The organism is Cellulosimicrobium marinum, assembly GCF_020551945.1.
Lineage (GTDB): Bacteria > Actinomycetota > Actinomycetes > Actinomycetales > Cellulomonadaceae > Cellulosimicrobium > Cellulosimicrobium marinum.
In genome coordinates this window covers 496,468-522,975 of record NZ_JAJBZH010000002.1, presented here as the reverse complement: position 1 = coordinate 522,975, position 26,508 = coordinate 496,468, and the positions used below count along the sequence as shown (strand labels likewise).

The following is a 26,508-nucleotide window of genomic DNA, read 5'->3' as shown; positions in this document are numbered from 1 at the left end:
CACGACCGTCGTCGACCACAGCCGCCGACGGCGCGGCGCGACGCCCTCCTGCCCGGCGGGGCAGGTCCGCGGCGGGGCACCTCTGCGCGGTCGCTGTGCGTCCGCTCCGCTCCGGGTGCGCGACCTCTCCCCCGCTGCGATGCTCCGACCATGACGACTCCGAAGCCCGCGTCCGAGAGGATCGTCCGCCAGCAGCGCGCGCTCCTGGACTCCCTCCCCTTCTCCGACACCCAGGACGTCGAGGACGCCGCGCGCGGCTTCCTCGGCCGACGCACCCCCGGTGCCGTCACCGCCGACGACGGCCGCGTCGTCTGGGACGGCGACACGTACGACTTCCTCACCGGCGACGCGCCGGACACCGTGAACCCGAGCCTGTGGCGCCAGTCGACGCTCGTCGCGCAGCAGGGCCTCTACGAGGTCGTCGAGGGCATCTACCAGGTGCGGGGGCTCGACCTGTCGAACGTCACGTTCGTCGAGGGCACCCGCGGCGTGATCGTCATCGACCCCCTGATCTCCACCGAGACCGCCGCCGCCGCGCTCGCGCTCTACCGCGAGCACCGCGGCGACCGCCCCGTGACGGGTGTCATCTACACGCACTCGCACGTCGACCACTTCGGCGGCGTCAAGGGCGTCACCACGCAGGAGGACGTCGACGCCGGGCGTGTGCCCGTGCTCGCCCCGTCGGGCTTCGTCGAGCACGCCGTCTCCGAGAACGTGTACGCGGGCACCGCGATGTCGCGACGTGCCGGGTACATGTACGGCGCGGCCCTGGCGTGCGGGCCGCAGGGCGCGGTCGGCGCGGGGCTCGGCCAGACCACGTCGACCGGCACGATCACGATGATCGCGCCCACCGTCGAGATCTCCACGACCGGGCAGGAGGAGGTCGTCGACGGCGTCCGCATCGTCTTCCAGATGGCGCCCGGCACCGAGGCTCCCTCGGAGATGCTGTTCTGGTTCCCCGACCACAAGGCCCTGTGCGCCGCCGAGGACGCCACCCACACGCTGCACAACCTGCTGACGCTCCGCGGTGCCGTCGTGCGCGACCCCCACGCCTGGGCGGGCTACCTCACGGAGACGGTCGACCTGTGGGGGGCCGACGTCGAGGTCGTGTTCGCCTCGCACCACTGGCCCACGTGGGGCAACGAGCGCGCCGTCGGCTACCTCTCGCTCCAGCGCGACCTGTACGCCTACCTGCACGACCAGACCCTGCGGATGCTCAACAAGGGTCTCACCGGACCGGAGATCGCCGAGGCGATCACCCTGCCGCCCGCCCTGGAGGACGCGTGGCACGCCCGCGGCTACTACGGCTCGGTGAGCCACAACGTTAAGGCCGTCTACCAGCGCTACCTCGGCTGGTTCGACGGCGTCCCGGCGCACCTGTGGGAGCACCCGCCGGTCGAGAGGGCGCGGCGGTACGTCGCCCTCGGTGGCGGCGCGGACGCGGTCGTGGACGCCGCCCGCACCGCGTTCGACGCGGGCGACCTGCGGTGGGCCGCCGAGATCGCCAACCACGTCGTGTTCGCCGAGCCCGACCACGCCGCGGCGCGCGACCTCCTCGCGGACACGTACGAACAGCTCGGCTACGGCGCCGAGAACGGCACGTGGCGCAACTTCTACCTCTCGGGCGCGACCGAGCTGCGCGAGGGCAGCTTCGGCACGCCCGCACAGACGTCGTCCCCCGACATCGTCGCCAACCTCGCCCCCACGATGCTGTTCGACGCGCTCGCCATCCAGGTCGACGGGCCGCGCGCGTGGGACGAGAACCTGACGATCGACGTCGTCCTCACCGACCTCGGCGAGCGCTACCGGCTGCGGCTCGCGAACGGCGTGCTCACCCACACCGCCGCCCCGCAGGCCAGCGACGCCGACGTGACGCTCACCCTCCCCCGCGCGTCCCTGCCCGCTCTGGTCGCGGGCGGGCTCGGCGAGGAGGGCCGTGCGTCCGCCGGGGTCGAGGTGAGCGGCGATGTCGGCGTCCTGGGGCGGCTGACCGCCGTCCTCGACCCGGGCGACCCGGACTTCCCCATCGTCACGCCCTGAGGTCTTGCGGCCAAGGTCCGTGCCGAACCCCGGGTTGCTCGTTAGTCGTCCGACCTCCTGACGTGCAACCCGGGGTTCGGCATGTCAGGAGTCGTCCGGGAGGTCGCTCCCGGCGTGACGGCCCCGACCCTCCCGCCGGTCCCGGTCCTCCCGGTAGGCCTCGTCGGCGCCCGCGGCCCGCGCCGCGTCGCGCATCTCGCGCCCCTTCGCCACGTCGTCCGCGCGCTTGCTCGCGCGCTTGTCGCTCGCGCGCGTGTCCTTCGGCGGGAGCTGGAGCGTCTCCTCCGCCGCGATCCCGCCCTGGAGCTCACGGCTGCGCTCGAGCTCGGCGTCGAGCTCGGCACCGAACAGCAGCGCGAGGTTGGTGATCCACAGCCACAGCAGGAAGACGATGATGCCGGCGAGCGTGCCGTACGTCGCCCCGTAGTTGCCGAAGTTCGCGACGTAGAACCCGAACCCGGCGGAGGCGATCGCCCACACGACGATCGCCACGACCGCGCCGACGCTCACCCAGCGGAACTTCGGCTGCTTCACGTTGGGCGTGACGTGGTACAGGATCGCCAGGAGGATCACCACGAGCAGCACGATGACCGGCCACTTCACGATGTTCCAGACGGTCACGGCCGTCGAGCCGAGACCGATCAGGTCACCGATCGAGCGGGCGACCGGCCCGGAGAGCACCAGGGCGGCGATGATCACCGCCGCGAAGAGGACGGTCACGACGGTGACGAGCAGCATCACGGGCCGCAGCTTCCAGATCGGCCGCCCCTCCTCCACCCCGTACACGCGGTTCATCGCACGCCCGAACGCGCCGACGTACCCCGACGCCGACCACAGCGCGAGCACGACACCGACGACGAGCGCGAGGCCAGCCCGCCCGCCGCCGTCGGCGATGCTCTCGACGAGCGGGCGCACGATCTCGAGGGTCTCCTCGGGTACCAGGTCGGACAGGGTCGTCATGACCCGGTTGACCATCTGCTCGGCGTCGCCGACCAGGCCGAGCAACGACACGAGCGCCAGCAGCGCGGGTGCCGCCGCGAGGACGGCGTAGTAGGTCAGGGCGGCGGCGAGGTCGAGGCACTGGTCGGCGGAGAACTCGCGCACCGTCGTCTTCAGGGTGTACAGCCACGACCGCTTCTCGAGGTCGGTCGGGGCGTCGGGCTTGCGCGGGTCGTCCGGCGGCGGGGCGTCGGCCCGCTCGGACGTCTCGTCGGCGGTCGCCATCACGCGTCTCGCAGGTCGGGCTCGCCGCCCGGCGCCGGGTCGCCGTCGACGTCGGTGGGGACGTCCGGGTCCTTCGCGAGCGCGTCGTTGGCGAGCGCGGGGAACGCCCCCGCCGTGCCGATGTCGGGCGCCCCCTCAGGGTCCCGGTCTTCCGTCTCGACGGCGTCCGTCCGCTCGTCGCCCGCGTCCTCGGGGCGTGCCGAGGCCCCGCGAGGTCCGCTCTGCTCGTGCCAGTCCTGCTCCTCGCCCGTCCCGCGTCCGCCCGTCGGCTCGGTGTCGGCCATGATCGCTCCCTCGTCGGTCGGGGCCCTGGTGGGCCGTGGTCTCCCTCGAACGTAGGCCGGTCCGCGGGACGCACAACTCGGGGCGTTCTCCTCGCGGCCACCTGACCGTGGCAGGCTGCGGGCATGACCCCTGCGCACGGCGCCCTGGCACGACGGCTCGGCACCGGCGACGCCGTCGTCGTCGGTGTCTCCGCGATGATCGGAGCGGGTGTCTACGCGGTGTTCGCACCGGCCGCCGCGGCCGCCGGGACCGGTCTGCTCGTCGGGCTCGCCCTCGCCGCGCTCGTCGCGCTCGCCAACGCCACGTCGTCGGCCCAGCTCGCCGCCCAGCACCCGACGTCCGGCGGCACGTACGTGTACGGGCGCGAGCACCTCGGCCCGTGGTGGGGCTACGTCGCGGGCTGGGGTTTCGTCGTCGGGAAGACCGCGAGCTGTGCCGCGATGGCGCTCGTCGTCGGGGCGTACGTCGCGCCGGACGGGTGGGAGCGGTCCGTCGCGGCGGCGGTCGTCGTGGTGCTCACCACGATCGGGTACCGCGGCGTCACGCGCACGGCGCAGGCCGCACGGGTGCTCGTCGTCGTGACGCTCCTCGCGCTCGCGACGGCCGTCGCGGCGGGCGCCACGAGCGGCGCGGCGCGCTGGTCAGTGCTCGGGCCCGAAGGCGCGCACGGCGGCTGGTACGGCGTCCTGCAGTCCGCGGGGCTGCTGTTCTTCGCGTTCGCCGGGTACGCGCGGCTCGCGACGCTCGGCGAGGAGGTGCGGGACCCGCGCCGCACGATCCCCCGCGCGATCCTCCTGGCCCTCGGGGTCGCGGTCGCGGTCTACGCCGTCGTCGCGGTGACGCTGCTCGCCGTCCTCGGGCCGGACGGCCTGGCCGCGTCCACGGCACCGGTCGCGGACGCCGCGACGGCCGGCGGGCAGGCGTGGGCGGGCCCCGTCGTCGCGGTCGGGGCGGTCGCCGCGAGCACCGGCGCGCTCCTCGCGCTGCTCGCGGGCGTGAGCCGCACGACCCTCGCCATGGCCCGCACCGGCGACCTGCCCCGGTGGCTCGACGCCGTCCACCCCCGCTTCGCCGTGCCGCACCACGCGGAGCTCGTCGTCGGCGGCGTCGTCGTGCTCCTCGTCCTCGTCACGGACCTGCGCGGCGCGATCGGCTTCTCCTCCTTCGGCGTCCTCGTCTACTACCTCGTCGCCAACCTCTCCGCGCTGCGCCAGCACGCCCCGCACCGGCTCTACCCCCGCGGGGGCCAGGTGCTCGGCGCCGTCGGGTGCGTCGTGCTCGTCGCGACGCTGCCCCCGTCCGCCGTCGCGGCGGGCGCCGTCGTCCTCGCCGTGGGCGTCGGGCTGCGGTGGTGGCGGGTCCGCCGAGCCGGCGGTCACCGTGCCTGACGTGGCCCGCGCGGCCCGGATCGCGGCGTACCGCACGGTGTCCGCGACGCTGGCGCGGTACGGCGACGACGAGGTGCGGGACCTGCTCGACGCCGCCGAGCCGGCCGGGTGGGGCATCGGTGGGCGGACGCTGCGGACGGTCGTCGACGGGGTTCCCGTGTTCGTCAAGCACGTGCGCCTCACGGACCTGGAGCGGCGACCGGAGAACGTGGGCTCGACGGCCAACCTGTTCGGTCTGCCGATGTCCTGCCACTACGGGGTCGGCACGCTGGGCGGTCCGGGGTTCGGCGCGTGGCGGGAGGTCGCCGTGCACGCGGCGACGACGGGCTGGGTGCTCGCGGGCGACCACGACGGCTTCCCGCTGACGTACCACCGGCGGGTGCTCCCGGACGGCGGCGCGGCGCTGGAGCGGTCGACGGCGGGCGGCTCCGCGTCGCCGACTACGGGCTCGCCGTCGCCGACGGGTTCGACCTCGCGCCCGACGAGGCGGGCTTCGCCGCCGCGCACCGCGACTACGACCGCGGGTTCGTCGCCACCTACCTCGTGAACTGGCTGCTCGTCGCCCTCCTGGGACTCGGGCCCGACGAGCGCCGCGACGTCGTGCGCTCGTGCGCCCGGGGGAAGGCGCCCCAGGGCCTTCCCCCGGCGGTCACGAGGATCCTCCTGCGCGACGCCCCGCTCGCCGCGGTCGTCGGGGACTTCCAGCGCCGGTTCCGGCTGGAGAGCCGCGAGACGCCCTTCCCCCGGGACGCGGTCCGGGCTACAGCAGCTCGACCCGGTCGGCCTGCGGCCCCCGGTCGCTCTGGCGCACCGTGAAGCGGACCCGGTCGCCCTCTTCCAGCAGCTCGTCGCCCCGCACGACCGACACGTGGACGAACAGGTCGTCGCCACCGGCGTCCGGCGTGATGAAGCCGAACCCGCGGTCGGCGTCGTAGCGCGCGACGGTGCCCTCGCCCCCGCGCACCGGCCTGCCGGACGACCCGGGACGACCCGCGCGGCCGCGGTCCGGGGCACCACGACCGGCGCCGCGAACGAGCCGCACGTTGCGGGCGTTCGGCCCCTTGTCGCCGGCGACGACCTCGAACGTCACGCGCGCCCCCTCGGAGAGCTCGGTGAGCCCCCCGCCGAGCTCGCTGACATGGACGAAGACGTCCCCGCCCCCGGCGTCGGGCACGACGAAGCCGAAGCCCTTCGTGTCGTCGTACCAGGACACCGTGCCGTCCGCCCCGTCCGACGCCGCGGGTGCGGCCTGCGCGCCGAGCGGCAGCAGGTGGTCCGCCTGCGGGCCCCGCTCCCCCGCGACGACGAGGAACGCCACCCGCTGCCCCTCGGTGACGACACCGCCCCCGACGATGGCCGAGCTGTGGACGAAGACCTCGTCGCGACCACCGTCGGGCGTGACGAAGCCGTACCCCTTGGTCGGCTCGTACCAGGCGACGGTGCCGAGCACGCCCAGGGTCGCGTCGGCGGCGTGGTCCCCCGTGACACGGACGCGACGCGCCTGCGGGCCACGGTCGCCCGCGCCCACCTCGAACTCCACGGCCTGCCCCTCGCGGAGCACCTTCGGCCCGTCGTCACCGACGATCTCTGACGCGTGGACGAACAGGTCCTCCGCCTCGTTCCCGAGGTCGATGAAGCCGAACCCTCGGTCGGCGTCGAACCATCGGACTGTTCCCTGGGGCACTTCGGACTCCTCGTCTCGGCAGATGTGCTGCTTCCAGTGTCCCCCGGCGAGCACGGCGCGGACGACGCCGCAGAGTTAAGGTTGTTCGCCTACCCTTAACCCTGAGATACCGAGCGGAAGGGGTGGCCGTGCCGGACGAGAGCCTGTGGGTCCGTGAGGTTCAGGCGCCGGACATGTCGGCGATGCGGGCTGCCGACCGCCGGGGCGGCACGTTCCTGCGCTACTTCCCCGCCCCCCTGGACGAGCGCATGGCCCGGTGGATCAGCACCGAGGCCATGGAAGCGGTCTCCGACGTCGCCGGTGTGGTGGCCCGTGTCGCCCAGCGGCTCAGGGAGCGCCCGTTCCCGATCCTCTACGCGACGCTCGTGCGGAGCGAGTCGATCTCGTCCTCCTGGGTGGAAGGCTTGCGGGAGACGCCGCGCAACGTCATGGTCGCGCAGCTCCAGGAGCGGGATCCCGGGCTGAGCGGGCACCAGTTCGACCGCCTGGACACCGCGCACGCGATCCTGGGCAACCTGGACTCCGTCCGCCGCGGCGTCGAGTCGCTGCGCGCCCCCTGGACCGACGTGGCGATCCACGACGTCCACCGGACGATCGCACCGCACGTCCACAGCGGCGGGTACCGGACCACCGACGTGCAGATCGGCGGGTCCTCGAAGCTCACCGCGTCCTACGTCGCCCCTCCGCCCCGCACGGTCTCCGGGCTCATGGCGAACCTTCTCGACTATGCGAACCGGAGCGGCGACAACGCCCTGGTGAAGGCCGCACTCCTCCACGCGCAGTTCGAGACCGTCCACCCGTACGAGGACGGCAACGGACGCACCGGGCGCGTGCTCGTGCACGGCTACCTGGCCCGTGCGGCGGTGCTGGACCACGGTGTGCTCCCGCTGTCCGTAGTGCTGCGACGAGACACGGACGAGTACGTCCGCCGGCTGACCGCGTTCCGCCACGGTGCGCCGGGCGACCGGCACGAGGCCGTGAGCCAGTTCGTCACCTGGTTCGCCGACGTCCTCGCCGCCGCCGCGGACGAGACCGTCCGCGTCCTGGAGCAGGCGGAGGCGGTCCAGGACGACTGGGCTCAGCGGCTCGCGCGGTTCCGGTCGGACTCGTCGGTCCACGCCGCGGTGCGCACCCTCGCCGAGCAACCCGTGGTCACGGCCCGCTACCTCCGGTCCGCGCTGGGCGTCTCCGGGGTGACCGCCCGTGCCGTCGTCGACAGCCTGGTCGACGCCGGCATCCTCGCGCCCTCGGGCGGGCGGTTCCGGCGCGCCGAGGTCTACCAGGCCTCGGCGCTCCTCCGGATGATGGACGAGCTGGTCCCGGGGATCCAGCCGACCGCTCTGCCGACCGTCCGGCCGCAGCGGTAGGGGCGCCGTCGACCACCACACCCCACGCCCGCACCGCCCGGCACCCGGACGTGTCAGTGCCTGGTGCCGAGCCTCCCGCCGAGGCGGTCGAGCCGTACGGCGGTGTCGGCTTTCGCCCCAGCGACGACGTGCGTCCGGTCCCTGCGCGGACGGGCGTCGACCGGAGCGCTGCGGCAGCATGGGGGCGGCGCGGCGACCGGTCGCGCCGGAGCGGAGGACGACGTGGAGAAGCACGACGACGCGCGGGAGCAGCACGCCGACCACGTCCCTCCGCACGAGCGCGAGGACGAGCCGGAGACGACCGAGGAGAAGGACGAGACGCTCGACCGCGTCGTCCTCGAGGGGCGACCGCGGCTGCACCGCACCACGCCCGACCTGCTCGCGACGGGCACGGTCGCCGGCATCGAGGTGGGCGTGGGCGTGCTCGCCCTGCTCGTCGTCGTGCACGAGACCGGGAGCATGCTGCTGGGTGCGCTCGCGTTCTCGGTCGGGTTCATCGCGCTCCGGCTCGGTCACAGCGAGCTCTTCACGGAGAGCTTCCACGTGCCCGTCATGGTGGTCGTGGCCGGCGAGGCGCGGTGGACCCACATGCTGCGGCTGTGGGGCGGCACGCTCCTCGGCAACCTCGTCGGCGGCTGGGTGCTCGCCTGGCTCGTCGCCGTGGCGCTACCCGACCTGCACTCCACGGCGGGCGAGCTGAGCCGCGAGTTCCTCGGCCACCCCCTCGACCTGCGCACCTTCGCCCTCGCCGTCCTGGCCGGTGCCGCGATCACCCTGCTGACGCGCATGCAGAACGGCACCGACGACGACGTCGCCCGGATCGTCGCGGCGGTCGCGATCGCCTTCGTGATCGTGGGCACCGGCCTGCTGCACTCGGTGCTCGACACGCTGATCGTCTTCGTGGCGGTGCATGCCGGTGAGCCCGGCGCCTCGCTCGGTACGTGGCTGCCCTGGTTCGGGTGGGTCGTCCTCGGCAACCTGGTGGGGGGGCTGCTGCTCACGACGCTGCTGCGGGTCGTGCGCAGTCGCGAGCGCCTCATGCAGTGGCGGCACGCCGACACCTGAGGCGAAGGCGTCAGTGCCCGGCGCCGAGCGTCCCGCCGAGGCGGTCGAGCCGTGCGGCGGTGTCGGCGTTCGCCCCGACGACGGTGAGGGTCGTGCCCTTGGCCGCGTACTTCGTGCGGATCGCGTCGAGCGTCGCCACGGTCGACGCGTCCCACACGTGCGCCTTCGTGAGGTCGACCACGACGTGCGGCGGGTCCCCGGCGTAGTCGAACCGGTAGACGAGGTCGTTGGAGGAGGCGAAGAACAGCTCGCCCTCGACGACGTAGGTGCACGTCGCGCCGTCGGTCCCGACGCGGGTGACGGTCGTGAGGTGCGCGACGCGCCGGGCGAACAGCAGCGTCGCGACGAGCACGCCGACGCCCACGCCGTAGGCGAGGTTGTGCGTCCAGACGGTGACGACGACGGTCGAGAGCATGACCGCGGTCTCGGAGCGCGGCATGCGGCGCAGCGTCGACGGGCGGACGGAGTGCCAGTCGAACGTGCCGACGGACACCATGATCATCACCGCGACGAGCGCGGCCATGGGGATGATCGCGACCACGTCGCCGAGCCCCACCACCAGGATCAGCAGGAACACGCCGGCGAGGAACGTCGAGATGCGCGTGCGGGCGCCCGACGCCTTCACGTTGATCATCGTCTGGCCGATCATGGCGCACCCGCCCATGCCCCCGAAGAGGCCGGTGATGACGTTGGCGGCGCCCTGGCCCCACGCCTCGCGCGTCTTGTTCGAGTGGGTGTCCGTGACGTCGTCGACGAGCTTGGCCGTGAGGAGGGACTCCAGGAGCCCGACGAGCGCCATGGCGAGCGCGTAGGGCGCGATGACCTGCAGCGTGTCGAGGTTCAGCGGCACGTCGGGGAGCAGCAGGGACGGCAGGGACTCGGGGAGCTCGCCCTCGTCGCCCACGGTCGGCACGTGGATCGCCGCGAGGACGGTGGCCGCGGTGAGCAGCACGATCGCGACGAGCGGTGCGGGGACGACGGTCGTCCAGCGCGGCAGCAGCACCATGATCGCGATGCCGACGGCGACCAGCGGGTACACCTGCCAGGGCACGCCGACGAGGTGCGTGAGCTGGGACGTGAAGATGAGGATCGCGAGCGCGTTGACGAACCCGACCATGACGGAGCGGGGGATGAAGCGCATGAGCCGGGCGACGCCGAGCAGGCCCAGGACCACCTGGATCACCCCGGCGAGGATGACGGTCGCGACGAGGTACTCGACGCCGTGCTCGCGCACCACCGGTGCGACGACGAGCGCGACGGCGCCCGTCGCGGCCGAGATCATGGCGGGCCGTCCGCCGAGGAACGCGATAGACACCGCCATGGTGAACGACGCGAACAGCCCGAGGCGCGGGTCGACGCCCGCGATGATCGAGAACGCGATCGCCTCGGGGATGAGGGCGAGCGCGACGACGAGGCCGGCGAGGACCTCGGTCCGCAGCCGGCGCGGGGAGCGCAGCGCGGCGAGGACGGAGTGCGACACGTCGGCCTCGGGAGGACCGGCGAGGGTGCCGGTGGGTCGCGGGCCGGGGGACGCGGCGTCGGGCACGGTGGGGCGGGGAGCGTCGGGCACGAGCGAGAACTCTACCCTGACGTGAGGGTAGAGTTGCCGTCCCCCGATCCGGGAGACTGCGTCCATGACCGACGAGCCCGCTGCCGGACCACGACCCACGATGCACATCGGCGCCGTCGCCGAGCGGACCGGGCTGTCCCTGCGCACCCTGCGCCACTACGACGAGGTCGGGCTCGTGCGCCCCTCCGGCCGCACCGACGGCGGCTTCCGCCTCTACACCGAGCCCGACGTCGAGCGCCTCCTGCTCGTGCGGCGCATGAAGCCTCTCGGCTTCACGCTGGACGAGATGACCGACCTGCTCGACGTCGCGGACCGGCTGGCGGCGCGGGACGGGGCCGACGAGGACCTCCGCGACCGGCTGGCCGCGTACGTGCGCGCGGCCGAGGAGCGGCGCGCCGACCTGGCCCGCAAGCTCGACTGGGCGGACGAGCTCATCGACCTCCTGCGCTCGCGCTGAGGCGACCGCTCGCACCGCGCCGTCGCACCCCCGCTCCTCTCGGGTCGACGCCCCCCGGTTGACGACAGGTGAAGCGTGCTTCATGCTTTGGCTAGCGAAGGGGAGTACCCCACCACGACGCGTCGTCAGTCCGGCCGTGCCACCACGGCCCGGCGCGTCGGGCCACGGGCCGGGGAAGACCTTCCGATCGGCTCTTCCGACCGGAGGTCTGCTCATGAACGTCCCCCTGTGGGTGTGGTTCGCATCGATCGGTGCGATCGTCGCGATGCTGCTCGTCGACCTCGTCGCGCACCGGCGCGCGCACGTCATCCGCGTCCGCGAGGCCGCAACCTGGACGGTGGCCTGGGTCGCCGTGGGCGTGGGCTTCGGCGCCCTCGTCTGGCAGACCTACGGCGCCACCGCGGGCCAGGAGTACTTCGCCGGATACCTCATCGAGAAGTCGCTCGCCGTCGACAACGTCTTCGTGTGGGCGATCATCTTCAGCTACTTCGCGGTCCCCCGGGAGTTCCAGCACCGCGTGCTGTTCCTGGGCGTCCTGGGCGCGCTCGTGTTCCGCGGGATCTTCATCGCCGCGGGCGCCGTCCTCATCGAAAACTTCAGCTGGATCCTCTACCTCTTCGCGGCATTCCTGCTCGTGACCGGCTACCGCATGCTGCGCCAGCGCGACGAGCACCTCGACCCGGAGAGATCCCGTGCGCTGCGGCTGTTCCGCAAGCACGTCCCCATGACCGACGCGTTCCACGGCCAGCGCCTGCTCGTCCGCCGCGCCGGCGTGGTCCTCGCGACGCCGCTTCTCGCGGTCCTCGTGCTCGTCGAGGTGACCGACATCGTGTTCGCCGTCGATTCCATCCCCGCGATCTTCGCCGTGACCGACGAGCCCTTCCTCGTCTTCACCGCCAACGCGTTCGCGCTGCTCGGCCTGCGCGCGATGTACTTCCTGCTCGCCGACCTCGTCCACCGGTTCGTCTACCTGAAGATCGGCCTCGCCCTCGTGCTCATCTGGGTCGGCGTGAAGATGCTCCTCAAGATCGACCTCTTCTACATCCCCACGACGATCTCGCTCGCCGTGGTCGCCACGATCATCGGGACGTCCGTGATCGCGAGCCTCGTCGCGACGCGCGGCCAGGAGCGTCGACCGGCCCCCGCGCCGACGGACCCGCCGTTCCGTCACGCGACCGAGGAGGAGCTGGCGCAGGTGGAGCCGCTGCTGCGCCGTCGTACGCTCCGTACGGGGAACGCCGCCGACGGCTTTGCGGAGGCGCACGAGGGACGAGAGGTGAACGACAGGCGATGAGCGCAGGCGGCGGACGGCCGGAGGGCGTGACGGGCGAAGACACGGGGACCGCACCCTCGTGGACGTTCCTCACCCACCACGCGCACGTCCTCCTGGCCGTCGCCGCCGACCCCGACGCCCGCGTGGCCGACGTCGCGGCCGCCGTCGGCGTCACGCAGCGCACGGCCCTCGCCGTGCTGCGCGACCTGGAGGACGCCGGCTACCTCCACCGGGAGCGGGTCGGACGCCGCACGCACTACACCGTCCACCCGCACCGGCCGTTCCGCCACCCGCAGACCCGCGAGCGCGACGTCGACGACCTGCTCGCCATCTTCGCCGGCCCCGGTTACCCGTCCTCCGGCTCCGGGTCGCTCGGGGCGCCCGTCGCGTCGTCGGACTCCACGACGCGGGACACCCCGCCCGGCTCGCCCGGCGCGGGGATGCCCCGCTCGTCGGGCGCGTAGAGGCGCCCGGTGTAGCGGGGTCGCAGGAAGTTCTCGGCCGTGAGGACGTCGTCGACCTGCTCGGGCGTCATGAGGCCGCGGGCGACGACGACGTCGCGCACGGACCGGCCGGTCGCGGCGGCCTCGGCCCCGACGACGTCGCCCTCGTGGTGGCCGATGATCTCGTTGAGGAACGTCACGACTCCCACGGACCGCAGCACGTGCTCGCGCATGACCTCCACGTTCGCGGTGATCCCGTCGACGCAGCGCGTGCGCAGGGACTCGCACGCGCGCGTCATGAGCCGCAACGACTCGAACAGGGACTGCGCGAGGACGGGCTCCATGACGTTGAGCTGGAGCTGACCGGCCTCGGCGGCGTGCGTGATCGTCACGTCGTTGCCCATGACCTTGAAGCACACCTGGTTGACGACCTCGGGGATCACCGGATTGACCTTGGCGGGCATGATCGACGACCCGGCCTGGAGCCGCGGGAGGTTGATCTCGTGCAGTCCCGCCCGCGGGCCGGAGGACAGCAGGCGCAGGTCGTTGCAGATCTTCGACAGCTTCGCCGCGAGCCGCTTCACCGCGGAGTGGACGGCGAGGTACGCGCCGTTGTCGAACGTCGCCTCGACGAGGTTCGCGGCGGGGACCGTCGGCAGGCCCGTGACGACGGCGAGGTGCCGGGTCGCGACCTCGGGGTAGCCCGGCGGGGTGTTGAGGCCCGTGCCGATCGCCGTCGCCCCGAGGTTGACCTCGAGCAGCAGCTCCGCGGCGACGTGCAGGCGGCGGACCTCCTCGTGGACGTTGACCGAGAACCCGGCGAACTCCTGCCCGAGGCTCATCGGCACGGCGTCCTGGAGCTGCGTGCGGCCCATCTTCAGCACGTCGGCGAACTCGTCCGCCTTCGCGTCGAACGCGCCCGCGAGGAGCGCGACCTCCGCCACGAGCGCGTCGACGAGCGCGAAGGTCGCGAGGCGGAACCCGGTCGGGTACGCGTCGTTCGTGGACTGCGACCGGTTGACGTGGTCGTTCGGGTTGATGACGTCGTACCGGCCCTTGGGGAACCCGACGAGCTCGAGGGCGAGGTTCGCCACCACCTCGTTCGTGTTCATGTTGACGCTCGTCCCCGCGCCGCCCTGGAACACGTCGACGGGGAACTGGTCAAGGCACCGGCCCTCGACGAGCATCGCGTCGCACGCGGCGACGATCGCGTCCGCGACGTCCGCCTGGATCGCCCGCAGCTCCCGGTTCGCGAGCGCCGCGGCCTTCTTCACCTGCACCATCCCCCGCACCATCTCGGGCACGTCGCTGATCGTCGTGCCGGAGAGGCGGAAGTTCTCGACGGCGCGCAGCGTGTGGATGCCGTAGTAGGCGTCCGCCGGCACCTCGCGCGCCCCGAGCAGGTCCACCTCGACCCGCGTCCCCGCACCCGTCATGCCCCGAACCTAGCGCCGCACCTCCTCAGTCGCGCGGCACGGAGGTGACACGCTCCACCCGGGCGACGCTCGTCGTCGGGCGCCCGTGGCTCGTCGCGTGGACACCGACCCACAGGCCGAGGAACCCGCCCGTCGCGACGCTGTCGAGCGTGCGGGCGTCGGCCACGGCGACCGGGGCGAGGGGGCCGTCGCCCACGCCGGCGACGAGGACCAGCTCCGCCCCGCGGGCGTCCAGGCCGAGCGTCACGACGTCGCCCCGCGCACCCGGCAGCACCGCCTCGCCGAGCACCGTCTCCTGCCCCGCCTGCCGGTGCACCGCAACCGCTCGCGGGTCGTCCCCGCCCGTGACGTCGAGGCGGACGTGGTCGTCGTCGGACTGCCGCACGACGAGCCCGACGGTCTCGCCCGCCGGGAGGTCGGCCAGGACCGCAGCGCGGACGTCGGCCTCGCGGTGCTGGAGCCGGATCCCGAGGAACGCGGGCGCGGCACGGTCCGCGACCGACGCCGGCCGGACGGGCAGGTCCCAGCCGTCGCCGCGCGGCGTCGCGACCTCGGACGGCAGGGCGCGCACGGCCGTCCAGCGCGGGTCGCCCGGCGGCACGACGCCCGACGCGGCGCCCTGCACCGGGCCGGGCGCGGCGTCGTCGGCCGCGAACGGCACGTCGACCTCGGCGGGGACGCGGCCGGCACCGGGCGCGAGCACGGGCCAGCCGTCCTCCCACGCGACGGGGGCGAGGAACGTCTCGCGACCGAGCGGGTAGTGGTACCCGCCCTCCGTCCGCATGCCGAGCAGCACGGCCCACCACGAGCCGTCGACCGCCTCGACCAGGTCGGCGTGCCCGACACCGACGACGTCCGCGCCCCGCCCCAGGTGCCGGTGCGTGAGCACCGGGTTGGCCTTGCTGCCCTCATACGGGCCGGTGACCGACGGCGCCCGCGCGACCGACACCGCGTGGTGGAAGTCGGTGCCGCCCTCGGCCGCGAGCAGGTAGTACGTGCCGTCGACCCGGTACAGGTGCGGGCCCTCCGCCCACACCGCGCCCCGCACCGCACCGGTCCACACGACGTGCTCCTCGCCGACGACGCACCTCCGCACCGGGTCGAGCTCGCGGACCCAGACCTCGGTCTGCTGCTCCCACTCCGGCTCGGCCGCGAGGCGTGTGCCGTGCAGCCACACGCGCCCGTCGTCGTCGAAGAACAGCGACGGGTCGATGCCTGCGACGGGCGTCCCGTCCTCGTCGCGCAGCCACACCGGGTCCGACCACGGGCCGGCCGGGTCGGTCGCCGTCATGACGAAGTTGCCCTCCGGGGCGCCGTCGGGCGTGCCGACCAGGGTGCACACGAGCCAGAACACGCCGTCGTGGTGGCGCAGCGTCGGGGCGTACAGCCCGCCCGAGGCGCGCACACCCGCGTAGTCGAGCTGACCCGGCCGCTCGACCACGTGCCCCACCTGCTCCCACCGCACGAGGTCGCGGCTGTGGAGGACGGGCAGCCCCGGCAGGTACTCGAACGTCGACGTCACCAGGTAGAAGTCGTCACCGGCGCGGCAGATGCTCGGGTCCGGGTAGCAGCCCGGCAGGACCGGGTTGCGCGCGACCGTCACGCCACACCGACGACGTCGACGACCCGGGGGTCCGCGGCCGTCACCTCGTGGACGCCCCCGGTGAGCGTCACGACCGCGCGGGCCGTCGCCTCGCCGGGGACCGTGCGTCGCTCGGTCGCCGCGTGCGCCGTGATCGCACCGCCCGTCAGGTCCCCGAGCGCTGCCGCGGGCGCCACCCCGGAGTGGGCTGCGACCCACACCTCGACGTCGCCCGGCTCGACCACGCGCACGAGGCGGCGGTCGGAGAACGCGAGCCGCGTCGTCGGGACACGGAACCGCACGCGGCGCGACTCGCCCGGCGCGAGCTCGACGCGCGCGAACCCGAGGAGCTGCACCACCGGTCGCGGCACCGAGCCCAGCACGTCGCGGGCGTAGAGCTGGACGACCTCCGCGCCCGCGACCTCGCCCGTGTTCGTCACCGTCACCGCCGCGTCGAACGCGCCGTCGGTCGGGGCGCTCGCGTCCACCTCCAGGTCCGCGTAGGCGAACGTCGTGTAGGACAGGCCGAAGCCGAACGGCCGCACCGGGGACGGGTCCGTCGACGTGACGTCGGACGGCCCGCCGAGCACCGGGTGCAGGTACGTGTAGGGCTGCGCGCCCGCGGCGCGCGGCAGCGACACGGGCAGTCGGCCCGACGGGTTCACGGCACCGGTGAGCACGTCCGCGACGGCGCGCCCGCCCTCCTCGCCCGGGAAGAAGCCCTGCACGACGGCGGCCGGCCGGCCCGGCCAGGTGTCCTCGCCGCCGTCCGTGCCGCGGTCCGTGGCGACGTCCGTGCCGTCCAGCGCCCAGCCGATCGCGTACGGGCGGCCCGTGAGCAGCACGGCCACGACGGGCGTGCCCGTCGCGACGAGCTCGGTCACCAGGGCGCGCTGCACCCCGGGCAGCTCCAGCGAGTCGACGTCGTTGCCCTCGCCGACCGTTCCCCGGCCGAACAGTCCCGCGTCGTCGCCCAGGACGACCACCGCGACGTCCGCGCCACGCACCGCCTCCACCGCCGCCGCGAAGCCCGACCTGTCGTCACCGTCGACCGTGCAGCCGGGCGCGTGCACGATCTCGGTGCCGGGAAGCGCGTCCCGCAGGGAGTCGACCACCGTCGGCAGCGCGATGCCGGGCGGCGTGCCCGGGTGGTGCGCGAGCACGTGGTTGACGAACGAGTAGCACCCCATGAGCGCCTCGGCGCGGTCGGCGTTCGGCCCCACCACGGCGACACGCGCAGGCGGTCCGCCCGTGCGGGACCCGAACGGCAGCACGCCGTCGTTCGTCAGCAGCACGAGCGACTCCTGGGCGAGCCGGCGCGCGGTCGCGCGGTGCGCGGGCGGGTCGAGGTCGACGCCCGTGGGCGGGTCGTCCGCGTACGCCCCGGGGTCGAGCAGACCCAGGTCCTCCTTCTGCGCGAGCACGCGCAGCACCGCGCGGTCGACGAGCACCTCGTCGACCAGCCCCGAGCGCACCCGCTCGGCCAGCGGTTCGAGGTACGCGTCTCCGGTCGGGAGCTCGACGTCGATCCCCGCCTCCAGGGCGAGGGCCGCCGCCTCGCCGCGGTCCGCCGCGACGCGGTGCATGACCTCGAGGAACGCGACGGCGAAGTAGTCGGCGACCACGACGCCGTCGAAGCCCCACCGTCCGCGCAGCACCTCCGTGAGGAGCTCGGGGTTCGCCGCGACGGGGACCCCGTCCACCTCCGTGTAGGAGTTCATGACGGACCGCGCCCCGCCGTCGCGCACCGCCATCTCGAACGGGGGCAGGAACACGTCGGCGAGCTCGCGCGGGCCCACGCCCACCGGGGCGTGGTTGCGGCCCGCGCGCGACGCCGAGTAGCCCGCGAAGTGCTTGAGCGTGGCGTGCACGCCCGCGCCCTGCAGGCCGCGCACGTACGCCGTGCCGACCGTGCCCACCAGGTACGGGTCCTCCCCGATGCACTCGTCCACCCGGCCCCAGCGCGGGTCGCGCACCACGTCGAGCACGGGCGCGAGCGCCTGGTGCACGCCGAGCGCACGCATCGACGCACCCACCTGCGCGGCCATCTCCTCGACCAGTCCCGGGTCGAACGACGCCCCCCACGCGAGCGGCGTCGGGTACGTCGCGGCCTGCCAGGCGGCGAGCCCGGTGAGCGCCTCCTCGTGGACGATCGCGGGGAGGCCGAGCCGCGTCTCGCGCACGAGGCGCCGCTGCTCCGCCCACAACCACGCGGCCCGCTCGACCGGGTCCACCGGTCGCGTGCCGTAGACGCGCGTGAAGTGGCCGATGCCGTGCTGCGTGATCTCCGCGAGACGGCCGGAGTCCCTCTGGCCGGCGGTCATCTCCGACTGCAGGGGAGCGACCGTGCCGTTCTGGTCGATCCAGTAGCCGACGAGCTGGGCCACCTTCTCGTCGAGCGTCATGCGTGCGTGCAGCGCGCGGACGCGTTCGGAGACGGCGAGGTCGGGGGCCGACGGGACGGCAGGAGCCGGGGCGGCCTCGGGTGGTGCGGGTGCCGCCGGGGCGGCAGGGACGACGTCGGTCACGGGACCGGTTCTCCTTCGGTGGTGCGGGTGGGCTGCGTCAGCCCTTCACGGCGCCCTGCAGGCCGCTGACGATGCGCTTCTCGAGGGCGAGGAAGAACACGAGCGCCGGGATCATCGCGAGCGACGTGAACGCGAGGACGCCCGCGGTATCGGAGGCGTGCTCGGTCGAGAAGTCGGCGACGCCGAGCGGCAGCGTCTTGGCGGACGGGTCGTTGAGGACGAGCAACGGCAAGAGGTAGGCGTTCCAGGAGGCGACGAACGCGAGCACGCCCACCGTCACCATGCCCGGCCCCGAGAGCGGGAGCAGGATCCGCCAGAAGAAGCCGATCCGCGACGTGCCGTCGAGCAGCGCCGCCTCCTCGAGCTCCTTGGGCAGCGCCATGAGGAACGGACGCAGGATGACGATGGTCATCGGCAGCGCGAACGCCGCCTGCGGCAGCGCCACGCCCCAGAACGTGTTGTTGAGCTGCAGGTCCCGCACCATGAGGAACAGCGGGATGATCGCGACCGTGAGCGGGAAGAGCAGCCCGAGCGTGAACACGAGGAAGAGCGCGTCGCGCCCGCGGAACCGGTAGCGGGCCAGCGGGTACGCGGCCATCACGCCGAAGACCGTGACCACGACCGTCGTCACGAGCGCCACGACCGTCGAGTTCAGCGCGTACCGCCAGAAGCTCTCCGAGGCGAGGACGTTCGTGTAGTTGCTCAGCACCCACGGGTCGGGGAGGCTCACGGGCTCGGCGGCCAGCTGCGCGTTGGAGCGGAACCCGCCGAGGACCGCGTAGACCACGGGACCGAGCGTCGCCGCGACGACGAGCAGCGCGATCGCGTACACGAGCGGGTTGCCGCCGGAGAACGCGCTCGAGCGTCTGCGGCGCCGGGGCCGCTCGCCGCCGGGAACGGACCGGGCGCCGGCGGGCGCGAGGACAGGGGCGGTCATGACGAGACCTCCTGGGTGTCGCGGCGCAGGACGAAGACCTGGTAGAGCGCGGCGAGGACGAACGAGATGGCGAACAGCAGCACCGCGACGGCGGACGCGTAGCCGTAGAGGCTGCGGTCCGTGCCCTGGTTGATGAGGTACGTCGCCATCGTGACGGTCGAGTTCGCGGGGCCACCCTTCGTGAGGATCCAGACCATGTCGAACAGCTGGAGCGAGCCGATCATCGACAGGAACCCCCAGGTGCGGATGGTCGGGCCGAGCAGCGGGATCGTGATCCTGCGCTGCACCTGCCACCACGACGCGCCGTCGAGCTGCGCCGCCTCGTAGAGCTCCTCGGGCACGCCCTGCAGCCCGGCGAGGAAGAGGATCACGGCGAGCCCGAGGTACTTCCACGTGAGGACGACGAGCACGGTGTACAGCGCGACGTCGGGGTCGCCGAGCCACAGCTGCGTGAGGCTGCCCAGTCCCACCGCGTCGAGGAGCGCGTCGACCGGACCGCGCGGCTGCAGGAGCATGAACCACACGACACCCGCGACGACCTCCGCCAGCACGTACGGCACGAAGATAACGACGCGCAGGAACGTGCGCCCCCACATCTCCCGGTTCAGCAGGAGCGCGATGCCGAGGCCGAGCGGGAGCTGGACCACGATCGACAGCACGACGATCGTGAGGTTGTGCTGCACGGCGCTCGTGAAGACGTCGTCCCCGAGGGCCCGCACGTAGTTCTGGAACCCGACGAAGTCGTCCATCGGGCCGAGGCCGTTCCAGTCGTACAGCGAGTACCGCCCCGCCTGCACGATCGGCACGACGACGAACACCGCGAAGAGCGCGAGCGCCGGCGTGACGAAGAACAGGATCTCGAGCCGCTTGCGCCACGCCGGGCTCACGCCGCGGCGCCCGCTCGGGGCCGTCCCCGCCGCCGGCCGCACGGGTGCGCGGTCGGCGGCGGGACGGACGGCGGTGCCGGGCGTGGCAGCGGCGGCGTCGGCACCCCGGAGGGCGCGCGCGTCGTCTGCCACGCTCATCACGCGGTGCCGGCCGCGGACTGGATCGCGTCGACGATGTCCTGCGGCGACGCCTCGCCGGCGAACATGAGCGCGATCTCGTCGTTCATCGCGCCGCCGACGTTCTCGCCGAACGCCGTGTCGAAGTAGAGCTGGACGTACGGCGCCTCGTCGCGGACCGTGAGCAGGTCGGCGAGCGCAGGGTCGGCGACCGAGCCGCTCGCGGCCGGGTTGGTCGGCAGGCCCATGGAGTTCTCGGCGAAACCGGTCTGGACCTCGTCGGAGAGCAGGTACTCGATGAAGTCCACGCACTCCGGCGGGGCGTCCGCCGCGCAGGCCCACGCGTCGCCGCCACCCAGGGCCGCGGCGGGGTCGCCGTCGCCCCCGTCCACGGTGGGGAACGCGAACCAGCCCGTGTCCTCGCCGAGCCCCGTGCCGTCCTCGGTCAGCCCCTGCATGACGCCGGGCTCCCAGTGGCCCGCCAGCTCCATGGCAACCTGGCCGGTCGCGAGGAGGCCGGAGGCGCTCGTCGGGCCGGACTGCGCCGGCGTGGCGAGGAAGCCTGCGTTGAAGGGCTCGGTCGCGATGAAGGACTCGAGGTCCTCGCCCGCCCGGAGGAAGCACTCGTCCGAGAAGTCGAGCGAGGTCACCGCGTCGGCCAGGACGTCCTGCGAGCACTCGCGCAGGCCGTAGTAGTACCAGTAGTGCGCGGCGGGCCACTTGTCGCCGGCGCCCACGGAGACCGGCTCGATGCCCGCGTCCTTGAGCGCCTGGACCGCCTCGTCGAGCTCGGCCTGCGTCGTGGGCGGCTCGGTGATCCCGGCCTGCTCGAACAGCGCCGTGTTGTACCAGAACCCGACGACCCCGACGCTGAACGGCAGCGCGTACGTCTTGCCCTCGACCTGCCAGCCGGCCACGGAGCCGCCCAGCGTCTCGATCGTGTCGGCGGCCTCCTCGGAGAGGTCCATGGTGAGGCCGGCCTCGACGTGGTCGGCGAGCTCGCCGCCGCCGCGCTCCATGTAGACGTCGGGGGTGTCGCCGGTCTGGAACGCCGCGTCGAGCTTGGTGAGCATGTCCTCGTGCTGCATGGCCTGGACGTCGATCGTGACGCCCGGGTTCGCGGCCTCGAAGTCCGCCGCGACCTGCTCGTAGAACCCGCGACCGGGCTCGTTGTTGGAGTTGTGCCACCAGGTGAGGGTGACGTCGCCGTCGCCCTCCGCCTCGTCGCCTCCGGAACCGCTGCCGCACGCCCCGGCCAGCAGGGCGACTGTCGCACCGAGCGCCAGCACGGAGGCCGCGCGCCTGTTCCTCGTCATCGGGGATCTCCTCGGTCGTCGTTGACGGATCACCGTGAGTGTGGCTCGCACCACGTACTGGTGTCAATCGTTGTCGATAACGTTTTCGACACGTCGTGCCGGGACAAGGGGTGCACACCCGCGCACGTCGTGCCACGCGTTAAGGTCTGGACCATGCGACCGACGGGGAGAGTCACCATCGGCGACGTCGCGCGCACCGCCGGGGTCTCCGTCGCGACCGTCTCGAAGGTCATCAACGAGCGCTACGGGGTCGCCCCGCAGACGTCCGCCCGGGTCCACGAGGTCATCGCCGAGCTCGGCTACGAGTCGTCGATCGTCGCGCGCAGCCTCCGCAGCCGCCGGACCAACGTCATCGGGATCCTCGTCGCCGAGTTCGAGCCGTTCTCGACCGAGCTCCTCAAGGGCATCTCCGAGGCGGTCGAGGGCACGGGCTACGAGCTGCTCGCCTACTCGGGCGGCCTGCGCCGCGACGACCGCGTCGGCTGGGAGCAGCGCTACCTCTCGCGGCTCGCGGGGACGCTCATCGACGGGGCGATCGTCGTCACCCCGACCGTGGTGGCGCCCGACGGCTCGATCCCCGTGGTCGCCGTCGACCCGCACCGCGGCCCGTCGGGCGCCCCGACGATCGACTCCGACAACCTCGCCGGGGCGCGCCTCGCGACCGAGCACCTCGTCGCCCTCGGGCACCGGCGCATCGGCTTCCTCGGCGGTCGCCCCGACCTCGAGTCGGCGCGCCTGCGAGAGCAGGGCTACCGCGAGGCGCTCCAGGACGCCGGGATCGCCGTCGACCCGGACCTCCTGCGGGTCGGCGGCTACCGGCCCGACCTCGCCGACTCCCCCGCGCACGAGCTGCTCCAGCTCCCCGACCGCCCCACCGCGGTCTTCGCCGCCAACGACCTGTCGGCCATCCGCACGATGGAGGTCGCGGCCGAGCTCGGCCTGCGCGTGCCCGACGACGTGTCGGTCGTCGGGTTCGACGACGTCCCCGAGTCCGCCCTCACCAGCCCGCCGCTGACCACCGTCAGCCAGCCCATCCACCGCATGGGCGCCGAGGCGCTGCGCATGGTCGTCGACCTCGTGGAGGGCCGCGCCCGCGAGCCGCACCTGCGCCTGGCGACGAGCCTCGTCGTGCGAGGGAGCACGCGCCCGCTCTGACCGCGCGCGCCGCTGCACGACCGGTCGCCTCAGGAATCCTTCGGCCCGCCGTGTCGTTATGTCACCAGAACCTGTCGAGGCGACCCGAGGAGGTCCCATGGTCCAGGCTGCCCGCGGCACGTACCGCACGCCCTCGCGGCGCGTCGCACGCCGCGTCCAGGTCGAGAACGACCACGGCCAGATCGTCCACTACACCCGGCACACCGGCGGCGGGCTCGTCTCGCCGCGCGCCCACGTCCCCGAGGACGTGCCCGTCGGCGACGGCACGTACGTCGAGGCCGGCGTCCTGGTCGGGCCGGGGTGCCGCATCGGTGTCGGGAGCTGGCTGGACGAGGACGTCACCCTCGGGCACGACGTCGTGGTGGGCGACAACGTCCGCCTCGGCCCGGGCACGCGCGTCGGCGACCGGGCCCGCGTGGGCAGCGGGGCCCGGGTCGGCGCGGAGGTCCGCGTGGAGCCGGGCGCCGTCGTGCTGCCCGACGCGGTCGTCGACGACGAGACCGTCGTGGCCCGACGCCGCCCCGGCACCTCCGGGTGGGCCGCGGCGGCCTGACCGTCCCGCTGCGCCGAACCCCGGGTTGCACGGCACGCCGACGTCGGACTGCCGAACGACCCGGGGTTCGGCGTGAACCGCCTCTGTCCACCCGCCGCGCGGTTGCGTAGCATCACCGCCCGTGACCTACCCGCAGCACGGCCACGTCCCCGGTCCCCCGCCCCCCGGGTTCCGCCCGCCGACCCCCGCTCCCCCGCAACCGGCCCTCGACCCGAGGGCCGTGCTCCACGGACGGGTGCCGGGACGCGCGCCCGTCGGCGTGATCGTCGCGATCGCCGTGTCGAGCGTGTGCCTGCTGCTCGGGCTGTGGTCCCTCGCGCTCGCGGGCGGCGGCTCGTTCGGTCTCGGCCTCATCCTCGCGCTGCTGCCCCTGGGCGTGTGGCTCCCCGTGGTCCTCGCGCTCGACCGCCTGGAGCCGGAGCCGCCCAGCGCGCTCGTCGTCACGTTCCTGTGGGGGGCCGGTGTCGCGACCCTGCTCGCCGGCCTCCTCAACTCCCTCGGCATGGAGCTCGTGGCCGCGCCGCTGCTCGGCCAGGAGACGGGCTGGTACGCCGTCGCGACGGTCGTCGCCCCCGTCACGGAGGAGATCCTCAAGGGCGCGGTGCTCTTCGGGATGCTGTGGTTCCGTCGCCACGAGCTCGACGGCTGGACGGACGGCGTCATCTACGCGGCCGTCGTGGGCCTGGGCTTCGCGGCGGTGGAGAACGTGCAGTACTTCATCATGGCGGCACAGACGGACGCCCTCGGGTCGACGTTCGTGCTGCGCGCCGTCGTCTCCCCGCTCCTGCACCCCCTGTGCACCGCCCTCACGGGGCTGGGGATCGCGAGCGCCGCGATGACGCCCCGCGGGCCGCGCCGGGTCCTGGCGCCGCTCGGCGGCCTGGCCGCCGCGATGGCGCTGCACGCCCTGTGGAACGGCGCGACGGGCTTCGGGGTCGTCGGGCTGGCGTTCGCCTACCTCGCCGGCCTGGGTGTGCTCGTCACGGTCGTGCTCGTCCTGCGCGCCGACCGGCGGCGGACGGTCGCGACGGTCGACCGCCACCTCGCGCCGTACCAGGCCACGGGCCTGGTGACCCCGGCCGACCTCGCCATGCTCTCGACGCTGGGCACGCGCCGTCGGGCACGCGGGTGGGCGCGCCGCACCGGCGGACCCGGGGCGGCGCGGGCGATGCGCGACTACCAGCAGGCCGCGACGGAGCTCGCGCTGCTGCACGACCGGGTCGCGCGCGGCATCGTCGAACCGGGGCGTGTCGAGGGGCTGCGGCGTGCGCTGCTCTCGCTCATGGGGGCGACGCGCGCGGCGTTCCTCGCGCGTGCGCCTCAGGCGGTCACGCCGGGGGGCGTCCTGATGACGAGCACGGCGTCGACGGGGCGGTCGCCGAGCGCCTGGTAGGAGTGCTCGACGTCGGACACCCAGCGCAGCTCGTCGCCTACGCCGACCTCGGCCTCCGCCCCGAGGCGCCCTGCGCGGAGACGTCCGTCGGTGACGAGCAGGTGCTCGACGACGCCCGGCCCGTGCGCGGGCGAGGTGCGGTGCGCCCCGGCGGCGACGTGCAGGTGGTAGACCTCGACGACGGTGCCCTCGGCGACCTGGTGGACGTCGAGCAGGCGCGCGCGCACCCCTTCGGACGAGACCTCGGCGCCCGCCCGCTCGGCGAGGAGGCGGGCGAGGGGGACGCGGAGCGCCCCGGCGAGCGCGTAGAGGGTGGCGAGCGTGGGGTTGCGGCTGCCGCGCTCGATCTCGGAGAGCGAGCCCTTGCCGATGCCGGCGGCGGCCGCGAGCGCGGACAGGGACAGCCCGCGCTCGTCCCGGGCGGCGCGGATCTGCTCCGCGACGGCGCGGGCCGCCTCGTCGTGGTCGCTCACGTCGCCAGAGTACCGTTCCGTCCACGGAACGCTCGGTGCTACCGTTCTGTTCTCAGAACACCCACGGGAGCACCATGGCCGCAGACCGCACCCAGCCCGTCCTCGCCGGCCTCGTCACCGCGCTCGTCGGCTTCACCAGCTCGTTCGCCGTCGTCCTCGCCGGGCTGCGCGCCGTCGGCGCCACCCCCGAGCAGGCCGCCTCCGGACTGCTCGCGCTCTGCGTCACCCAGGGCGCCGGGATCCTCTGGCTCACGTCGCGCCACCGCACCCCGCTCACCCTCGCCTGGTCCACCCCCGGCGCCGCGCTCCTCGTGAGCACCGGCGCCGTCGCGGGCGGGTGGCCCGCCGCCGTCGGCGCGTTCTGCCTCGTCGGAGCCCTCCTGCTCCTCACCGCCGCGTGGCCCCGGCTCGGCACGCTCGTCGGCCGCGTGCCCGCAGCCGTCGCGCAGGCCATGCTCGCGGGCGTCCTCCTCACCCTGTGCCTCGCCCCCGTGCGCGCGCTGGTCGACCTCCCGCTGCTCGTCGCGCCCGTCGTCGCGACCTGGCTCGTGCTCCTGCGCCTCGCCCCGCGCTGGGCCTCCCCCGCCGCGCTCGCCGTCGCCCTCACGACCGTCGCCGTCACCGCCGCACGCACCGGCACGCTCGCGTGGACCGACGCCGTCCCCCGCCTCGACCTCACCGCCCCGACGCTGACGTGGCAGGCCGTCGTCGGCCTCGCCGTCCCTCTGTTCGTCGTGACCACGGCGTCGCAGAACGTCCCCGGCGTCGCCGTCATGGCGTCGTACGGGTACCGGGTCCCGTGGCGCGAGACCATGACCGTCACCGGCCTCGGGACCCTCGTCGGCGCCCCCGCGGGCGGACACACGATCAACCTCGCCGCCATCAGCGCCGCGCTCGCCGCCGGACCCCAGGCGCACCCCGACGCCCGACGCCGCTGGGTCGCCGCCCACGCCGCCGGCTGGGCCTACCTCGTCCTCGCCGCAGCCTCCGCCGCGCTCGCGTCCCTCGTCGCCGCCGCCCCCGCCGGGCTCGTCGAGGCCGCGGCCGGGCTCGCGCTCGTCGGCACCCTCGGCTCCGCGCTCGGCGCGGCGTTCGCCGACCCCCACGGCCGGGAGGCGGCCGCCGTCACCCTGCTCGTCGCCGCCTCCGGGGTGGGCGTCGCCGGCATCGGCGCCGCGTTCTGGGCGATCCTCGCCGGGCTCGCCGTCCACGCCGTGGTGACCCCGCGCCGTCGGGCAGCAGCACCGCAGCCGGCACCACAGCAGGCACCGCCCGACACCCCCACCCTGCCGAGGGAGTACCCCGGTAGCGCGAGGTAGTACCTCAGCGGACTGG

General features: G+C 74.0%; 23 protein-coding genes. 12 read left to right on the top strand and 11 right to left on the bottom strand.

The window, feature by feature from the left end; genetic code table 11:
- Positions 1-150: 150 nt before the first annotated feature.
- Complete coding sequence (locus LGQ04_RS06285; RefSeq protein WP_229242834.1) at positions 151-2,040, top strand: alkyl/aryl-sulfatase; 1,890 nt, start codon at positions 151-153, stop codon at positions 2,038-2,040.
- A gap of 84 nt (positions 2,041-2,124) precedes the next feature.
- Here LGQ04_RS06285 and LGQ04_RS06280 read toward each other — a convergent pair whose 3' ends face one another.
- Together LGQ04_RS06280 and LGQ04_RS06275 are read right to left on the bottom strand one after the other, a co-directional pair.
- A complete protein-coding gene (locus tag LGQ04_RS06280; RefSeq protein ID WP_229242833.1) occupies positions 2,125-3,264 on the bottom strand; it encodes a YihY/virulence factor BrkB family protein in 1,140 nt (379 codons plus the stop codon).
- Positions 3,264-3,548 carry a hypothetical protein gene (locus LGQ04_RS06275; RefSeq protein ID WP_229242832.1) on the bottom strand — a complete coding sequence of 95 codons (285 nt, stop codon included), beginning with the start codon at positions 3,546-3,548 and terminating at the stop codon, positions 3,264-3,266. Before LGQ04_RS06275 ends, LGQ04_RS06280 begins: the two co-directional genes overlap by 1 nt.
- 123 nt (positions 3,549-3,671) lie before the next feature.
- Here LGQ04_RS06275 and LGQ04_RS06270 point away from each other — a divergent pair, with 123 nt between their 5' ends.
- Positions 3,672-4,937, top strand: coding sequence for an APC family permease (locus LGQ04_RS06270; RefSeq protein WP_229242831.1), 1,266 nt, complete (start codon positions 3,672-3,674; stop codon positions 4,935-4,937).
- A gap of 1 nt (position 4,938) precedes the next feature.
- Complete coding sequence (locus LGQ04_RS06265; protein ID WP_229242830.1) at positions 4,939-5,484, top strand: DUF4685 domain-containing protein; 546 nt, start codon at positions 4,939-4,941, stop codon at positions 5,482-5,484.
- 213 nt (positions 5,485-5,697) lie between these two features.
- Here LGQ04_RS06265 and LGQ04_RS17685 read toward each other — a convergent pair whose 3' ends face one another.
- Complete coding sequence (locus LGQ04_RS17685; protein ID WP_308016359.1) at positions 5,698-6,621, bottom strand: cold-shock protein; 924 nt, start codon at positions 6,619-6,621, stop codon at positions 5,698-5,700.
- A gap of 128 nt (positions 6,622-6,749) precedes the next feature.
- Between LGQ04_RS17685 and LGQ04_RS06240 the strand changes: the two genes are divergently transcribed.
- Together LGQ04_RS06240 and LGQ04_RS06235 are read left to right on the top strand one after the other, a co-directional pair.
- Complete coding sequence (locus tag LGQ04_RS06240; protein ID WP_229242829.1) at positions 6,750-7,988, top strand: Fic family protein; 1,239 nt, start codon at positions 6,750-6,752, stop codon at positions 7,986-7,988.
- A gap of 222 nt (positions 7,989-8,210) precedes the next feature.
- Complete coding sequence (locus LGQ04_RS06235) at positions 8,211-9,053, top strand: formate/nitrite transporter family protein (protein WP_229242828.1); 843 nt, start codon at positions 8,211-8,213, stop codon at positions 9,051-9,053.
- A 10-nt stretch (positions 9,054-9,063) separates the two neighbouring features.
- Here the strand turns inward: LGQ04_RS06235 and LGQ04_RS06230 are convergent, their stop codons facing one another.
- Positions 9,064-10,623, bottom strand: coding sequence for a SulP family inorganic anion transporter (locus LGQ04_RS06230; RefSeq protein WP_372469978.1), 1,560 nt, complete (start codon positions 10,621-10,623; stop codon positions 9,064-9,066).
- 64 nt (positions 10,624-10,687) lie between these two features.
- Between LGQ04_RS06230 and LGQ04_RS06225 the strand changes: the two genes are divergently transcribed.
- The 3 genes from LGQ04_RS06225 (at position 10,688) to LGQ04_RS06215 (ending at position 12,817) form a co-directional block, all read left to right on the top strand.
- The gene (locus tag LGQ04_RS06225; RefSeq protein WP_229242827.1) at positions 10,688-11,080 is read left to right on the top strand and encodes a MerR family transcriptional regulator; all 393 of its coding nucleotides are present in this window, start codon (positions 10,688-10,690) and stop codon (positions 11,078-11,080) included.
- 214 nt (positions 11,081-11,294) lie between these two features.
- Positions 11,295-12,374 (top strand): TerC family protein, encoded by a 1,080-nt coding sequence (locus LGQ04_RS06220; RefSeq protein WP_229242826.1) that lies wholly within the window; start codon positions 11,295-11,297, stop codon positions 12,372-12,374.
- Positions 12,371-12,817, top strand: a complete 447-nt coding sequence (locus LGQ04_RS06215; RefSeq protein ID WP_308016358.1) for a winged helix DNA-binding protein — start codon at positions 12,371-12,373, stop codon at positions 12,815-12,817. Before LGQ04_RS06220 ends, LGQ04_RS06215 begins: the two co-directional genes overlap by 4 nt.
- Here LGQ04_RS06215 and aspA read toward each other — a convergent pair.
- Genes aspA through LGQ04_RS06185 form a run of 6 tightly spaced genes read right to left on the bottom strand, consistent with a single transcriptional unit; the run spans position 12,700 to position 21,599 of the window.
- On the bottom strand, positions 12,700-14,232 hold the full coding sequence (gene aspA / locus LGQ04_RS06210) for an aspartate ammonia-lyase (protein WP_229242825.1): 1,533 nt from the start codon (positions 14,230-14,232) through the stop codon (positions 12,700-12,702). The genes LGQ04_RS06215 and aspA overlap by 118 nt on opposite strands.
- Before the next feature lie 25 nt (positions 14,233-14,257).
- Complete coding sequence (locus tag LGQ04_RS06205) at positions 14,258-15,835, bottom strand: glycoside hydrolase family 43 protein (RefSeq protein WP_229242824.1); 1,578 nt, start codon at positions 15,833-15,835, stop codon at positions 14,258-14,260.
- Positions 15,832-18,342 (bottom strand): beta-xylosidase/alpha-l-arabinosidase, encoded by a 2,511-nt coding sequence (locus LGQ04_RS06200; RefSeq protein ID WP_229242823.1) that lies wholly within the window; start codon positions 18,340-18,342, stop codon positions 15,832-15,834. The genes LGQ04_RS06205 and LGQ04_RS06200 overlap by 4 nt, the downstream gene beginning before the upstream one ends.
- Positions 18,343-18,379: 37 nt before the next feature.
- Positions 18,380-19,279 (bottom strand): carbohydrate ABC transporter permease, encoded by a 900-nt coding sequence (locus LGQ04_RS06195; RefSeq protein ID WP_229242822.1) that lies wholly within the window; start codon positions 19,277-19,279, stop codon positions 18,380-18,382.
- On the bottom strand, positions 19,276-20,298 hold the full coding sequence (locus tag LGQ04_RS06190; protein ID WP_229243024.1) for a carbohydrate ABC transporter permease: 1,023 nt from the start codon (positions 20,296-20,298) through the stop codon (positions 19,276-19,278). Before LGQ04_RS06190 ends, LGQ04_RS06195 begins: the two co-directional genes overlap by 4 nt.
- 5 nt (positions 20,299-20,303) lie before the next feature.
- Positions 20,304-21,599, bottom strand: coding sequence for an ABC transporter substrate-binding protein (locus LGQ04_RS06185; protein ID WP_229242821.1), 1,296 nt, complete (start codon positions 21,597-21,599; stop codon positions 20,304-20,306).
- Positions 21,600-21,752: 153 nt separating this feature from the next.
- Between LGQ04_RS06185 and LGQ04_RS06180 the strand changes: the two genes are divergently transcribed.
- From LGQ04_RS06180 to LGQ04_RS06170, 3 genes are all read left to right on the top strand, one after another.
- Positions 21,753-22,754 carry a LacI family DNA-binding transcriptional regulator gene (locus tag LGQ04_RS06180; protein ID WP_229242820.1) on the top strand — a complete coding sequence of 334 codons (1,002 nt, stop codon included), beginning with the start codon at positions 21,753-21,755 and terminating at the stop codon, positions 22,752-22,754.
- Positions 22,755-22,851: 97 nt separating this feature from the next.
- Positions 22,852-23,307, top strand: coding sequence for an LbetaH domain-containing protein (locus tag LGQ04_RS06175; protein WP_229242819.1), 456 nt, complete (start codon positions 22,852-22,854; stop codon positions 23,305-23,307).
- Between the two features lie 121 nt (positions 23,308-23,428).
- A complete protein-coding gene (locus tag LGQ04_RS06170) occupies positions 23,429-24,700 on the top strand; it encodes a PrsW family intramembrane metalloprotease (protein ID WP_229242818.1) in 1,272 nt (423 codons plus the stop codon).
- Here the strand turns inward: LGQ04_RS06170 and LGQ04_RS06165 are convergent.
- A complete protein-coding gene (locus LGQ04_RS06165) occupies positions 24,628-25,173 on the bottom strand; it encodes a helix-turn-helix domain-containing protein (RefSeq protein WP_229242817.1) in 546 nt (181 codons plus the stop codon). The genes LGQ04_RS06170 and LGQ04_RS06165 overlap by 73 nt on opposite strands.
- 74 nt (positions 25,174-25,247) lie before the next feature.
- On the opposite strand from LGQ04_RS06165, the gene LGQ04_RS06160 reads away from it, so the two are divergent.
- A complete protein-coding gene (locus LGQ04_RS06160; protein WP_229242816.1) occupies positions 25,248-26,492 on the top strand; it encodes a benzoate/H(+) symporter BenE family transporter in 1,245 nt (414 codons plus the stop codon).
- Positions 26,493-26,508 lie beyond the last annotated feature (16 nt).